General features: G+C 69.9%; 10 protein-coding genes. 7 read left to right on the forward strand and 3 right to left on the reverse strand.

The annotated features are described in order from the left end of the window. Positions 1–117 precede the first annotated feature (117 nt). Positions 118–2,214, forward strand: coding sequence for a PP2C family protein-serine/threonine phosphatase (locus PY257_RS10150; RefSeq protein ID WP_275741352.1), 2,097 nt, complete (start codon positions 118–120; stop codon positions 2,212–2,214). Here PY257_RS10150 and PY257_RS10155 read toward each other — a convergent pair. Further along, the gene (locus PY257_RS10155) at positions 2,193–2,933 is read right to left on the reverse strand and encodes a GNAT family N-acetyltransferase (RefSeq protein WP_275741354.1); all 741 of its coding nucleotides are present in this window, start codon (positions 2,931–2,933) and stop codon (positions 2,193–2,195) included. The two genes, PY257_RS10150 and PY257_RS10155, sit on opposite strands and share 22 nt — an antisense overlap. A gap of 143 nt (positions 2,934–3,076) precedes the next feature. On the opposite strand from PY257_RS10155, the gene PY257_RS10160 reads away from it, so the two are divergent. Further along, complete coding sequence (locus tag PY257_RS10160) at positions 3,077–5,710, forward strand: MFS transporter (RefSeq protein ID WP_275741356.1); 2,634 nt, start codon at positions 3,077–3,079, stop codon at positions 5,708–5,710. Between the two features lie 17 nt (positions 5,711–5,727). Further along, complete coding sequence (locus tag PY257_RS10165) at positions 5,728–6,813, forward strand: ABC transporter substrate-binding protein (protein ID WP_275741358.1); 1,086 nt, start codon at positions 5,728–5,730, stop codon at positions 6,811–6,813. Positions 6,814–7,089: 276 nt separating this feature from the next. Here PY257_RS10165 and PY257_RS10170 read toward each other — a convergent pair whose 3' ends face one another. Then, complete coding sequence (locus PY257_RS10170; protein WP_275741360.1) at positions 7,090–7,260, reverse strand: hypothetical protein; 171 nt, start codon at positions 7,258–7,260, stop codon at positions 7,090–7,092. An 83-nt stretch (positions 7,261–7,343) separates the two neighbouring features. On the opposite strand from PY257_RS10170, the gene PY257_RS10175 reads away from it, so the two are divergent. Beyond that, a complete protein-coding gene (locus PY257_RS10175; RefSeq protein ID WP_275741362.1) occupies positions 7,344–7,676 on the forward strand; it encodes an STAS domain-containing protein in 333 nt (110 codons plus the stop codon). A gap of 277 nt (positions 7,677–7,953) precedes the next feature. On the opposite strand, the gene PY257_RS10180 is transcribed toward PY257_RS10175, so the two are convergent. Then, positions 7,954–8,679, reverse strand: coding sequence for a TetR family transcriptional regulator (locus PY257_RS10180; RefSeq protein WP_275741364.1), 726 nt, complete (start codon positions 8,677–8,679; stop codon positions 7,954–7,956). A gap of 213 nt (positions 8,680–8,892) precedes the next feature. On the opposite strand from PY257_RS10180, the gene PY257_RS10185 reads away from it, so the two are divergent. The 3 genes from PY257_RS10185 to PY257_RS10195 are packed head-to-tail and all read left to right on the forward strand — an operon-like array spanning position 8,893 to position 14,808. Beyond that, positions 8,893–10,155, forward strand: a complete 1,263-nt coding sequence (locus PY257_RS10185; protein ID WP_275741366.1) for an efflux RND transporter periplasmic adaptor subunit — start codon at positions 8,893–8,895, stop codon at positions 10,153–10,155. Between the two features lie 29 nt (positions 10,156–10,184). After that, complete coding sequence (locus tag PY257_RS10190) at positions 10,185–13,346, forward strand: efflux RND transporter permease subunit (RefSeq protein ID WP_275741368.1); 3,162 nt, start codon at positions 10,185–10,187, stop codon at positions 13,344–13,346. A 28-nt stretch (positions 13,347–13,374) separates the two neighbouring features. Beyond that, positions 13,375–14,808: an efflux transporter outer membrane subunit gene (locus PY257_RS10195; protein WP_275741559.1), complete on the forward strand. Its 1,434-nt coding sequence runs from the start codon at positions 13,375–13,377 to the stop codon at positions 14,806–14,808. Positions 14,809–14,855: the final 47 nt, after the last annotated feature.

Consider the following 14,855-nt stretch of genomic DNA (forward strand, 5'->3'; position numbering starts at 1 on the left):
GCCTGCCGGCGCCTGCGGCGGGCCTGGCCGCCGCCGGGGCGCTGGTCTGGCGGGCGCGGCGGGGCCGCCGCGTCGCGTGGGCTGCCGTGCCGCCCGCTTCCCGAAAGGATCTGAGCGATGCAGCTTAAGAGCCGCATCATGCTCATCGTGCTGCTGGCGCTGGCGCTGCTCGTCGCCGTGTTCGGCGCGCTGGGCTGGTACGGCGAGCAGCGCTGGTCGCAGCGCTACAACGACGCACTGCTGCAGGGCCAGCGCATCGCGTGGGACCGGCTGCAAAACGAGAGCCTCGACCGCCAGGACGCGCTGGCGCGCCGGCTGCTCGAAGACCCTGCGTTCCAGGACATGCGCGCGCCCAGCGCGCAGCAGCGCATCGACGCCCTGCTGGCCGAGGCCGTGCGCCATGCGCCGGGACTACGCATCGATGTGCTGGGCTCGCGCGGCGCACTGCTGGCAACCACGGAGCCGGGCATCGACCCGCAGCCGTTGGCCGAGGCCGCCTGGGTGGCCGCGGCGCAGTCCGCCCCCGGGGGCGTGCGCGGGCTGAGCCAGGTGGCGCCGCGGCAGTACGACTGGATCGCCGTGCGCGGCTTCGGCGACGGCGCGCTGGCCGTGGGCCAGGACGTGGCGCAGCGCCTGCCGGAACTGGCCTCGTACCTGGGCGGCGACATCTTCCTGGTCAACATGCGTGGCGCCGAGGCCGTGGGCACGCGCCCGGGCACGCTGGCGGCCACGGGCGCCACCGTGCCGGTGCGCTCGCCGCAAGTGCTGGTGCAAGAGGCTCCCGGCAGCGGTGCCCCGGCGCTGCAGATCGTGAGCCAGCCCGTCGCCAACCCCGACCGGCGCGTGGTGGGCGTGCTGGTGTGGATGCAGGACGTGAGCGCGGCCTACCGCTCCGACCGCCTGTTCGGCCTGGTGGCCATCGGCGCGGCGCTGGGTTTCGCCGCGGTGCTGGCCCTGGGGCTGCTGGCCTACATGCGCCACGCGATGGAGCCGCTGACCCGCTCGGTGGGCGTGCTGCAGGCGCTGGCCAACGGCTCCACCGAAGCCTCGCTCGACCACGGCGAGGAGGACGCCGAGGACGAGTCCGGCGCCATCGCGCGCGGCGTGGCGGCCATCCGCTCCGAGTTGCTGAACCTGGAGACGCTGCGCCAGGAGCGCATCCGCACGCGGCGCCAGCAGGAGCGGCTGATCCGCGACCAGTTGCGCTCGCTGGCCGAGAGCCTGGACCCGGGCTCGCGCGAGGAAATCCTGGCCGCGCTGGGCTCCACCGCCGAGCCCCCTCCCGCCGCCCTGGCGGAAGCCGCGCAGCAGCAGCCCGCAGCGGCGCCCACCACCAACCAATTGGCCGAACTGGCCGGCATCCTGGGCCGCATGTCGGGGCTGGTGAGCAACCAGCAGAACCGCCTGCTCAAGCTGCTGCGCGAGCTGCAGGCGGCCATGCAGACGCAGGCCATGCTGGCCAGCCTGCAGCAGGAGCTGGAGATCGCGCGGCAGATGCAGCTTTCCATCCTGCCGCGCTCCGCGCCCGACATGGCCGAGGTGGACATCGCCGCCACCATGATCCCGGCCAAGGAAGTCGGCGGCGACTTCTACGACTACTTCCCCATCGACGCCGAGCACCTGGCGCTGGTGGTGGCCGACGTATCGGGCAAGGGCGTGCCGGCGGCGTTCTTCATGGCGATATCGCGCACGCTGCTCAAGAGCAATGCACTGTTCCTGCAGTCGCCGGGTGCCACCATCGCCGCGCTCAACGACCAGCTCTGCGCCGAGAACGACCAGATGATGTTCGTCACCGTTTTCTATGGCGTGCTGCACCTGAAAAGCGGGCGCCTGGTCTACGTGAACGCGGGCCACAACCCGCCCGTGCGGCTGACGGGCGGCACGGCGGGCTATTTTCCGCGCGGCACCAACATGGCCCTGGCCGTGATGGACGGGCAGGAATACACCGAGGGCCAGGTGGTGCTCGCCCCCGGCGAAACGCTGCTGCTCTACACCGACGGCGTGACCGAAGCCACCAACGCCCAGGGCGAGCTGTTCGGCGAGGATGCGCTGCTGCACGCCATGGCCGCCGTCGGCGCCGACCCGGCGGCGGGCGGGCACGCGGCGGCGGTGACGCGGCGCGTGGTGCAGGCGGTGCGCAGCTTCGAGGCCGGCGCCGCGCAGGCCGACGACATCACCGTCGTCGCCCTGACCTACCAGGGGCTGCGCTCGTGATGCAGATGCCGCACGTAGCGCAGGAGCACGGCGTCGCGCTCGCGCACCTCACCGATGCCGGCATAGCCCGCGCGGCCCGCTTCGCACAAGGCGGCGTAGTCGTCGCTGCGCAACAGCAGCTCGTCGCCCATGTCGAAGTGCAGGCCGTGCCGCAGGTCGATCAGCGCCACGTGCCGCTGCAGGCCGTCGATCATGCCGGTCCAGGCGATGTGCAGGCCCTGGCGCAGCAGGTTGTGGCAGCTCAGGTGGTTGTGCAGCGACACCATGGCCATGCACAGGTGGCGCCCCTGCATCTGCGCCAGCATGAGGCGGATGTCCAGCAGCGTGCGCTGCAGGCGGTGGCCGCGCCACGCTGGCAACACCATGCAGCTCGACACATGGGCCACGGCGCCGTGCAGCGCAGGGGCCAGGCCAATGACGCGGCCCAGGTTGTCGGGCGCGGCGGCGTCGGGAAAGCCCACCATCGCATAGGCGACGAGCTGCCCGCCCACGAACACGCCGAGGGTTTCGCCATGCGGGCTGGCATGGGCCGCGAAGAACGCCTGTTCGTCGTCCTCGCGCACGTAGAAGTCGGGGTCTGGCAGGGCCGCGATCACTGCGTCGCGCAGCGCCGACCAGGCAGCGAAGTCGCCGTCCTGCAGCACGCGCATGTGGGCATCGGGAATGCCGGCAAGCGCGGCATTGGGCGGCAGGCTCGGGGGCGTGAAAGGCTTCGACAACGGCAATGTGGGGGCTCCGGTGGCCACGCGGCGCTGTGCTTGCGGCTCCGGCAAATAGGCACCGGCACCCGCGACGCGGATGACACTATAGACGACCAGAGGGCATCGCATGCCCGCAAAGACGACTTTCAGAGGACTCGGCCATGAATGACATCACGGCGGCGCGCGGCGCCGCAACCGGCATCGACACGGCGGCGCTGCAGCCACGGCTGCGGCGCGAATCGCTGGTATTCGCGGCCATCTTCTCGCTGGTGCTGTTCGGCCTGTCGCTGGTGCTGATTGCATGGCGCACCGAGCAGTTGCTTACGCAACTGTCGCAGGACCGCGTGGTGCGCCTGCTGCGCCAGGTGGCCGACGAGGCCGAGCGCGGCATGCGCTTCGGCGTGGCGGTGGTCGACCAGGGCTCGCTCGTGGAGCGGCTGCAGCGCCTGCAGGCCGAGGACGGCGCGCTGCGCGCGGTGTTCGTGGACACTGACCGCGGCGAGGCCATCGCCCGCGCGGGCGACGCGGCGCTGCGCGCCGGCATCGACGCGCGCTGGAGCGCCCCGCTGCTGGCCGCCGGCCCAGGCCACGCGCCCAGCGTGCGCAGCACGGGCCACGCCATGTTCGTGGGCACCGCCATGTTCGACTCCGCCGGCGCGCCGGCGGCGATGCTGTGGGCGGCAATAGACCCCACGGGCATCCGCGCCCAGGCCCGCGCGGCGGCGGCCAGCATGGTGCTGCGCGCGCTGCCGCTCATGGTGGGCACGCTATTCCTGGCCTGGTGGGCGCTGCTGCGCTGGAGCAGCCGGGTGCTGGCCTCGGTGCAGCATGGCGGCGCCGGGCCGCGCCCGCAAGGCTATGGCAAGGCGCTCTGGGCCGCCGTGCTGTTCGCCGTGGTCGTGGCGCCCTCGGCCATGGTGTGGGTCGCGCGCGAGGCCGCGCGCCCGTTCGTCACGCAGCAGATCCAGGAGAACGCCGACGCCGTGGGCCGCACGCTGGCCGGCCAGGTGGCGCGGGCCGTGGCGCTGGGCGTGCCGTGGGACGGCCTGAGCGGGCTGGACGCGCTGTTCGCCCAGCAACTGGCCGAAGCGCCCGAGCTGAGCTACCTGGCGCTGCGCCGCGACGGCGCCGCACCCACCCAGGCGGCCTGGGGCGCCGACGTGCCGCAGGCCGAGCGCCGCGACGGCGCCGATTTTCCCCGCCGCACCATCGCCGCCACTCCCGGCGGCAGCGTGGTGGTGGGCTACCCCGCCGACTACGTGAACCGCCAGCTCGGCGGCATGCTGGTCGACCTGGTGCTGGCGCTGGTCATCGCCGCCGTGCTGGTGCGCGAGCTGGCGCGCGGCCTGTGGCGGCGCTCGCTGCTGTTCCCGCTCGCGGCCTATGCGCAGGCGCGCGGCTGGCAGCGCGTGCAGCGGCGCTGGCAGCGGCGCCACGCGGTGGCCGAGGACGCCGCGCAGGCCAACGACCGCGACGCCGACGAATGCCGCGCCCAACTGCTGCAGGCCGCCGGGCAGGCGCCGCAGGGCAGCGGCACGGCACCGTCGGCGGCGGTCTCGTCACAGCTCACGCTGCTGCGCCTGACGGTGTTCCTGGTCGCGCTGTCGGAGGAGCTGCTGCGCCCCTTCTTCACCGTCTTCGCCAGCGAGGTGCGGCCCCTGGGCATGGCGCTTTCGCCAACCATGGTCGCGGGCCTGCCGGTGGCGGCCTTCATGGCCACGCTGGCGCTGGCCCAGCCCGCGGGCCCGGCGCTGGCAAGGCGCTTCGACTTGCGCTGGAGCCTGGTGCTGTCGGCCCTGGCCGGCACCGCCGCGCTGGCGGCCACGGCCTGGGCAGGCGACGCATGGACGCTGATCGCGCTGCGCGCGGTGGGCGGCGCGGCCTACGGGCTGGCGCTGATCCTGGTGCAGACGGCCATCGTGCGCATCACGCCGCCGCAGCAGCGCGCGCGCGGACTGGCCGAGGTGGCCGCCGCCATCGTGGCCGCCGGCATCGTGGGGCCGCCGTTCGGCGGCATGATCGCCGCGCGCGCGGGCGACGTGGCGGGCTTCGCGGCCTGCGCGCTGTGCATGACCGGGGCGCTGGCCGTGGCGCTGCGGCTGTCGCTGGCGCCGGCCCCCGGCCAGCCGCAGCCGCAGAAGACCGGCGCGCAGCGCGGGCTGGCCACCACGGGCGGCTGGCGCGGCTACTGGGCCGTGCTGCGCGAGCCGCGCGCGGTCTGCGTGATCCTCGGCGCGGCGCTGCCGGGGCGGCTGGTGGCGGTGACGGTGCTGTCGGTGGTGGTGCCGCTCTACATGAGCGAGCTGCAGCAGCAGCCCGCCGTGGCGGGGCGCGTGCTGCTGCTGTACTTCCTGTGCTTCGCCTCCACCGCCTCGCTGGTGGCGCACTGGTCCGACCTGCTGGGCCGGCGCAAGCCCTTCATCGTGGCCGGCGGCGGGCTCAGCGCACTGGCCTGCCTGGCGCTGCCGCTGCTGGGCGGGGTGTGGGGCATGGCAGCCTGCTGCGCGCTGCTGGGCTTCGGCCAGGCACTGCAGTCGTCGCCGCAGATCGCGCTGGCGACCGAGGTCTTCGAACACCACACGCAGGACAGCAGCGCCACGCCGGAGCAGGCGCTGGCCGCCTTCCGCCTGATCGAGCGCGGGGGCAGCATCATCGCGCCCTTCGTCACGGCGGTGGCCGTCACCGCTTTCGGCTACGCCGGCGCGGTGGTGGCCGTGGGCATTCTGCTGGCCCTGGCGACGCTGGGCCTTGTGGCCGGGCTGCGCGGCCAGCGTCCTCTTCTCGCAGCGGCATGACACGCCAGGAGCCACGCATGATGACAACCACCACCCACCTGTTCTTGCGCACCGTTTCCACCCTGGCCGCCACCTGGGCCTGCCTGCTGGGCGCCAGCGCGCAGGCGCAGCAGGCGCCCAACCCGTCCGCCGCCTCCGCGGTGGCGGTGGCCACCGCGCGCTACACCATTGCGATGGTGCTGCCGAAGGACGATGCCAAGGTCGAAGCCGGCTTCATGAGCTACCTGCAGCGCCAGGACGTGCCCGTGCGCTACGTGCACATCCGCTTCTCGGGCAAGGCGGCGGACATCGCCGACCTGCGCAGCCGCGTGCGCGCCGCGCGCCCTGACCTGGTCTATGTCTGGGGCACGCCCACCACGCTGGCGCTGGCCGGCCGCCACGACCAGGCGGGCAAGGACGACGCGGTGCGCGACATCCCCATCGTGTTCACCGAGGTGACCGACCCGGTGGCCTCGGGCCTGCTGCCGTCGCTGGAGAAACCCGGCCGCAACGTGACGGGCGTGAGCCACGTGGCGCCGCTGCCGGTGCAGCTCAATACCATCCGCGCCTACCGGCCCTTCAAGAAGCTGGGCTACCTGCACAACCCCGCCGAGCCCAATTCAGCCATCATCCGCGACCGCATCAAGGATCTGGCGCGCAGCCAGGGCTTCGAGGTGGTCGATGCCAGCCTGCCGCTGCTGCCCGACGGCACGCCCGACCCCGCGCAGATCGCGCCGAAGGTGCACGACATCGCGCAGCGCGGGGCCGATTTCCTGTACGTGGGGCCGATCACCTTCCTGGCCTTCACGCACCGCGACGACGTGACCCGCGCCGCGCTCGACAACAAGCTGCCGACCTTCTGCGCCACCGAGAGCATCGTGCGCCAGTCGGGCTGCATGTTCGGGCTGTTCTCCAACGATTCCAACACCGGCCGGTTCGCCGCGTCGATGGCGCGGCAGATCCTCGTGGAGAAGAAGCCGCCGCAGGCCATACCGGCCTCGACGCTGCAACGCTTCTCGCTGCTGATCAACATGCGCACGGTGCAGGCGCTGGGTCTGTACCCGCCGATGCTGCTGCTCAACGTGGCCGAGGTGATCAACGTGCCGGCGCAGGCGGCGCAGTGACGGACCGGAGGCGCGCGCTCCGTTTTTTGTAGCTGCCACCGCACCATGAATGCGGAGTTCAGATACAAAACCATCTGAAACCGCCTTTTCACCGGCGGTGGCAGCTATTTCTTTTGTAGCACCAGCCATGGAACCGCCGGCGCCTTCGGGCGTACCCGGCCCCGGGCACCGGCGCCCCGATGCCGTGCGGGCGCAGGGGCGGGTGCAGCGGGGGTTGGCGCTTCGAGCGGTGCCGGGGCGATGGCGGGCAAGACATCCGGCTCTTCCGGTGGCGGCTCAGCGGGCGACGGGGCGGCACCCTGCGGTCCGGCGCCCGGCGGCGGCGACTGCCACGGCGCATGCGCGGCGCTTGACCGTGAGCGCGATGCCGCCCAGCGTGGCCACGCCGCCCAGGGCCGTTGCGGGCACGCGCGCGGCGGGCGTGGCGTCGGCCCGCACCGCGCTCATCGCGCGCCTCCGGCCACGGCCCCGCCATACAATGCGTTGAACCCCGTTTTCCCCTTCATGACATTCCCGGAAGGATTGCGCCCATGAACCTCGAACAAGAGCGCCGCGACGACGTTCTGATCCTGCGCCCGCGCGGTCGCCTCGACAGCAGCAGCTCGCCCGAGCTGGAGCGCGTGGTGGTCGAGCAGATCGACACCGGCATCCAGCGGCTGGTGTTCGACCTCTCGGCGCTGGACTACATCAGCTCCGCGGGCCTGCGCGTGGTGCTGCTGGCAGGCAAGAAGCTGCGCGCGAGCAAGGGCAAGCTGGTGCTCGTGGGCCTGCGCGACATGGTGCGCGAGGTGTTCGACATGAGCGGCTTCCTGAGCCTGTTCACCGTGACCGCCACGCTCGACGAAGGGCTGGCGAAGGTTTGAACGAAAAATGGCCCCAGCGCTTGGTATACCTGCGCTGGCAGCTATGTATTCCATAGCCCTGGAAACGGCAGTTGGATGCCCCTGCCGGTGCCGTGATCGGGGTGCCAGGCAAGGCGCGACGACGCGGCAGGCTTGTGCTGCCCGCAAGGAGGAGCAACGCCGCATGACGCTCTCACCCAAGAGGTGAATCCCATCGAAGCCGTCAACGCTCGATTGCATGCGGCCTGGCAAGGGATGCCCAGCGGTCAACTGCTGTTTCCAGGATCAACTGCGGTTTTTAGCGTGAATGCCGGGCCGCTTCGCCTGCCACTGCCAGCAAGTGCGCGGGGCTCGCTTCCCGCTCCACCACGACTGCGGCCACGGCCGGCACCTGCTGCGCGGTGGACTGGCGCCGGAACCCGAGCCCCGACAGGTAGGCGTCCATGGTCTTGCGCCCGGCCTTCACGAGGTCGAAGCCGCCGTTTTCAAGGAGCCAGTTCTGGTACAGCCCGTCGATCAGCGCGTGCAGCCCCATGGCCGCCAGCCACGCCGGCATGGGCATCGCCACCCGCTGCGCCCGGGCCACCGTGCGCAGGTCCCGCTCCAGGCGGCTGAGGAAATCGCCGCAGGCCGCCACGTGGCGCTCGTGCACGGCATGCATTTCGTCCACGTATTCGGCCTTGAACCTGGCGATCTCGAAGACCCGGCGGATGCGTTCGTTGTCCACCAGTTCGCGCAGCATGCGCGATATGACGGAGCGCATGCGCTCCAGCGGGCTGCCGTCATCGTCCTGCCCCGCGTGGTAGGCATTCTCCAGCGGCAGTTTGACGCGTTCCATCATGGCGTTGAAGAGGTCGGCCTTGTCCTTGAAATGCCAGTAGATCGCGCCACGCGTCATGCCGGCGGCCTGCGCGATGTCGCCGAGCGACGTGCGCGCGACACCGCGCGCGTGGAACAGCGACTCTGCCGCATCGAGCAGCCTGCTGCGCGTGACCATTGCGTCTTCTTTCGTACGGCGAGCCATTTGTGCGTCTCCTTGTCGCGGGCTTCACACCCCGCGCGGCAAAACATGCACGGGGAGCCATATACATTCATGGTCGTATGTATACTGCGTTTTTTCCGCTTTGGATACCCCGGCCTTACGCTGCGTTTTTCCGCCGGCCGCACGGGGCTACCGCTTTTCACCGAACATCCCGCTTCCCCAGTCTGCCGCATTCCCCCTTTCGGAAGGAACACCATGTACCGCTTGCGCCATGCAACATCCGATCTCCAGTCCACTGTGCCCGCCGTACGCAAGACTGCCTGCATCACCCTGACGGTCATCGCGCTCGCCGTAGCCCTGGCCGCCTGCGGCAAGAAGGACGAAGGGGCCGCCGCGCAAGGCGCGGGCGGTGGCAAGCCCCCGCCGCCCCAGGTGGGCGTGGTGAAGGTCACGCCCGGCGTCGTCGGCTTGACGACCGAACTTCCGGGCCGACTGGAAGCATCGCGCGTGGCCGAGGTACGCGCGCGCGCAGCGGGCATCCTGCAAAAGCGCAAGTTCACCGAAGGCAGCGATGTGAAGGCGGGCCAGACGCTGTTCCAGATCGACGACGCGCCCTACCGCGCGGCGCTCGAAAGCGCGCAGGCCAGCGTGGCGCAAGCCGAAGCCAACGCCGCGCAGGCGCGCGCGCTGGCCGAGCGCTACCGCCCCCTGGTGGCGGCCAATGCCGTCAGCAAGCAGGAATACGACAACGCCGTGGCAGCGCAGAAGACGTCTGAAGCCAACATCGCAGCGGCCAAGGCCGCCGTGACGACGGCACAGATCAACCTGGGCTATGCCACCGTCACGGCGCCAATCTCGGGCCGCATAGGCCGCGCCCTCGTGACCGAAGGTGCGCTCGTAGGCCAGGGCACGCCGACCGAGTTGGCCGTCATCCAGCAGATCGACCCGCTCTATGTCAACTTCACCCAGTCTGCCGCCGACGCGCTCAAGCTCAAGGCGAACCTTGCCAGCGGCAAATACAAGCAGGCCGGCACGGGCGCAGCCAGCGTGAGCGTGATGCTGGAAGACGGAAGCATCTATGGCCGGACCGGGCGCCTGCTGTTCACCGACCTTACGGTCGACCCCACCAGCGGCCAGGTGACGCTGCGCGCCGAAATCCCAAATCCCGAAAAGCTGCTGCTGCCGGGGCTGTACGTGCGCGTGCACATCGAGCAGGCGAAGGTCGACGGCGGCATATTGCTGCCGCAGCAGGCGGTGACCCGCTCCGCCAACGGCGACACGGTCATGGTCGTGGGTGCCGACAACCATCTTGCGCCGCGCCCGGTGAAACTCGGGCCCGCGCAGGGCAACAACTGGGTGGTGCTCGACGGGCTGCAGGCCGGCGAACAGGTGATGGTGGACGGCTTCCAAAAACTGCCGCGCGGCAAGCCCGGCGACCCTGTCGTAGTGACGCCCGTGCCGTGGCAGCCTAGCGATGCCAAGGACCAGCAACCCGCCGCGCCCGTGGCCAAGCAGTAAACCGACAATAAGAACAAGGAGCGCGGCACATGGCCAAGTTCTTCATCGAGCGCCCCATCTTCGCATGGGTGATCGCTATCTTCATCATGGTGGTGGGCGCGCTGGCCATCACCCAGTTGCCGATTGCGCAGTACCCGACGGTGGCGCCACCGACCATCCAGGTATCGGCGACCTATCCCGGCGCCACGGCCCAGACGCTGGAGGACAGCGTGCTGGCGGTCATCGAGCGTGAAATGAACGGTGCCACCGGCCTGGCCTACATGGAAACCACGAGCCAGGCCAACAGCACTGGCACGATCACGCTGAGCTTCGAGCCCGGCACCGATCCCGACATGGCACAGGTGGACGTGCAGAACCGCCTCTCGCGCGCCACGCCGCGGCTACCCTCGGCGGTGACGCAGCAAGGTGTGCGGGTGGAGAAGTCGCGCAGCAACTTCCTGCTGTTCTCGATCCTCACGTCCGACAGTCCAGACGCGAGCATCGACGTGCTCAACGACTACGCCGCACGCAACATCGTGCCCGAACTCCAGCGCCTGCCGGGCGTGGGCACGGTGACGCAGTTCGGCTCCGAGCGCGCCATGCGCGTCTGGATCGATCCGGCCAAGCTCAAGGGCTTCAGCCTCTCACTCGACCAGGTGGCCGCAGCGATCCGGGCCCAGAACGCCCAGGTGTCGGCGGGCTCCCTGGGCGACCTGCCGAGCGCGCCGGGGCAGACGGTGGCTGCCACCGTCGTCGTGCAGGGCCAGCTCACGTCCGTCGAGCAATTCGGCAACATCGTGCTGCGCGCCAACACCGATGGCTCCACCGTGCGCCTGCGCGACGTGGCGCGCCTCGAACTCGGGGCGCAGACCTACAGCACCAGCGCCCGGCTCAACGGCGCGCCCGCCGTCGGCATGGGCGTGCAGCTCACACCCACGGCCAATGCACTGGCCACGGCCAAGGCGGTGAAAGCCAAGCTCGCCGAGCTGCAGAAGTTCTTCCCGCAGGGCGTGAAGTACGCGATCCCGTATGACACGTCGACCTTCATCTCGGTGTCGATCGAGAAAGTGGTGCAAACGCTCATCGAAGCCATGGTGCTGGTGTTCCTGGTGATGTTCCTGTTCCTGCAGAACATCCGCTACACCATCATCCCGACCATCGTGGTGCCCGTGGCGCTGCTGGGCACCTTCGGCGCACTTCTGGCGATGGGCTTCTCGATCAACGTGCTGACCATGTTCGGCATGGTGCTGGTGATCGGCATCGTGGTGGACGACGCCATCGTGGTGGTGGAGAACGTCGAGCGCATCATGAGCGATGAGGGTCTGCCCCCGCTGCAGGCCACGCGCAAGGCCATGGGACAGATCTCGGGCGCCATCATCGGCGTGACGGTGGTGCTGGTTTCGGTGTTCGTCCCGCTGGCCTTCTTCGCCGGCTCCACGGGCAACATCTACCGCCAGTTCGCCGCCACCATGGCGACCTCGATCGCCTTCTCGGCCTTCCTCGCGCTGTCGCTCACGCCGGCGCTCTGCGGCACGCTGCTCAAGCCGGTGGACGCGGGGCATCACCTGGAGAAGAAGGGCTTCTTCGGCTGGTTCAACCGCACGTTCACGCGCACGGCCAAGGGCTACGAGAGCGGGCTCACGCGGCTGCTGCGCCGCGGCGGCCGCATGATGATCATCTACGCGGCGCTGGTCGCCGCCGTGGGCTTGGTCTACACGCGCCTGCCGACCTCGTTCCTGCCCAACGAGGATCAGGGCTACATCATCGCCAACGTGCAGCTGCCGCCGGGCGCTTCGGTGCAGCGTACGCGCAGCGTGCTCCAGCAAATGGAAGGGTTCATGCTCAAGCAGCCCGAGGTGATCAACATCGTGACCGTGGCCGGCTTCTCGTTCTCGGGCCAGGGGCAGAACATGGGCCTGGCGTTCGTGATCTTCAAGGACTGGAGCGAGCGCAAGGACCCCGGGCAATCGGCCCAGTCGGTCGCCAGGCGCGCGTTCATGGCGCTCTCGGGCATTCGCGATGCCTTCATCTTCGTCCTGAGCCCGCCACCGATTCCCGAACTCGGCACCGCCTCGGGCTTCACGTTTCGCCTGCAGGACCGCGGCAGCAAGGGCCACGAGGCGTTGCTCGCGGCGCGCAACCAACTGCTGGGCATGGCCGCGCAGAGCAAGGTGCTCGCGGGCGTGCGTCCAGACGGAGTGGAGGACGCTCCGCAGATGCAGATCGACATCGACCGCGACAAGGCTAGCGCACTCGGCGTGGGCTTCGACAGCATCAACAACGCGCTGTCGGCGGCGCTCGGGTCGGCCTACATCAACGACTTCCCGAACCAGGGGCGCTTGCAGCGCGTGGTGCTGCAAGCCGACGCCATGGCGCGCATGCGCCCGGAATCGATGCTCGACCTGCCGGTGCTCAACGGCAAGGGCCAGGTAATGCCGCTCTCGACCTTCGCCACCACGCGCTGGATCACCGGCGCCATGCAAACCGTGCGCTACAACGGCTATCCGGCGATGAAGATCGCCGGCGATGCGGGATCGGGCTACAGCACGGGCGACGCGATGAAAGAAATGGAGCGCCTCGCATCCCAACTGCCCGAAGGCTTCGGCTTCGAATGGACGGGCCAGTCGCGCGAGGAAAAGCTCGCCGGCTCGCAGGCCATGGTGCTCTATGCGTTCTCGCTGCTGGCGGTGTTCCTGTGCCTGGCCGCGCTCTATGAAAGCTGGTCGATCCCGTTCTCGGTGCTGCTCGTGGTGCCGCTGGGCGTGCTGGGCGTGCTGCTGGCCACGCTGCTGCGCGGCATGTCCAACGACGTCTACTTCCAGATCGGCCTCGTGACCATCATCGGCCTGACGGCGAAGAACGCGATCCTGATCATCGAGTTCGCCAAGGATCTGCAGGCGCAGGGCAAAGGCATCGTCGAATCCGCGCTGGAAGCCGCCCACCTGCGCTTCCGCCCCATCGTCATGACCTCGCTGGCCTTCGGCCTGGGCGTGGTGCCGCTGTTCATCGCCAGCGGCGCCAGTTCGGCCAGCCAGCGCGCCATTGGCACCGGCGTGCTCGGCGGCATGATCTCCGGCACCATACTGGCGGTGATCTTCGTGCCGATCTTCTTCGTACTGGTACGCAGCTTCTTCAAGGGCAGCCAGCGCCAGCGCGAACATGACGCCAAACAGGTCCAGCAACATCTCCAGGAGACCGACGGCCATGCGTAAGACGCCCTCCACTGTCCCCGGCAACGCCATGCGCGCACCCACGACACCTTCTACGCGCCCCGCCCTGCTGACCTTGGCTGCAGCCGCGCTGCTGGCTGGCTGCAGCTTCATCCCGACCTACGAGCAGCCCGCGGCACCCGTGCCAACGGCTTATCCGGCAGCGCCCGCCGCCGCCGATGCGGCCAAGGCTGCGGCCGATATCGACTGGAAGGACTACTTCGCCGACCCGCGCCTGCAACGACTCATCGGCGCGGCGCTCGAAAACAACCGCGACCTGCGCGTGGCCGTGCTCAACATCGAGCAGGCGCGCGCGCAGTTCCAGATCCGGCGCGCCGACCAGTACCCCAGCCTCAACGGCATCGTCTCGGCCACGCGCGCACCCAACACGTCCGGGCAGTACCAGAACCTGTTCCAGGTCGGCCTGGGCGTCTCGGCCTGGGAGATCGACTTCTTCGGCCGCATCGCCAGCCTGAAGGAACAGGCGCTGGCGCAGTACCTCGCCACCGAGGAAGCACGCAAGTCAACCCAGATCAGCCTGGTGGCGGCGGTCGCCAACGCCTGGTTCAACCTGCTGGCCGACGAGGAGCTGCTGGACATTTCTCGCCGCACGCTCGGCACGCGCGAGGAATCGGCCCAGCTCGCCAAGCTGCGCCTGGAAAACGGCGTCAGCTCCGAACTCGACTACAGCCAGGCGGAAAGCCTGACACAGGCGGCCCGCGCCACCTATGCGCAGCAGCAGCGCCAACGCGCGCTGGACGAAAACGCCCTTACGCTACTGCTGGGCCAGCCGCTGCCGCAGGACATCCGCGACAGCATCGCCACGTCCCGCCTGGCGAATGCGCCGGTCATGCCGGCGCTGCCAGTGGGGCTGCCGTCGGACCTGCTGGTGCGCCGGCCCGACATCCGCCAGGCCGAGCAGCAGCTCATCGCGGCCAACGCCAACATCGGCGCCGCGCGCGCAGCGTTCTTTCCGCGCATCGCGCTCACGGCCCAAGCCGGCACGGTCAGCGACGAGCTGTCAGGGCTGTTCAAGAGCGGCGCCTGGGGGTACTCGCTTGCGCCGCAGCTCGTGCTGCCGATCTTCGATGCGGGCCGCAACCAGGCCGGGCTCGAATCGGCGCAGGCCGGACGCGGCATCGCCGTGGCCCAGTACGAGAAATCCATCCAGTCCGCCTTCCGGGAAGTGTCGGACGCGCTGGCGGGCCAGGCCACGCTGCGCGAACAACTGGCCGCGTTGCGCGCGCAGGCCGATGCCGATGCCCGGCGCCTGCAACTCTCGGACCTGCGCTACCGCAACGGTGTGGCAAGCTACCTGGACCTGCTCGACGCCCAGCGCTCCCTGTTCGGCACCGAACAGTCGGTGGTACAGACGCATCTCGTGCAGCTACAAAACCAGGTCTCCCTCTACAAAGTGCTAGGCGGCGGCTGGACCGAGCCGCCGGCTCCTGCGGCACAGCGCTGAAGTACCCCCCAAGCTTGCCCACTGCGTGTGGCCACCACCCCCTCGCC

This window comes from Curvibacter soli, assembly GCF_029211125.1.
GTDB lineage: Bacteria > Pseudomonadota > Gammaproteobacteria > Burkholderiales > Burkholderiaceae_C > Curvibacter_A > Curvibacter_A soli.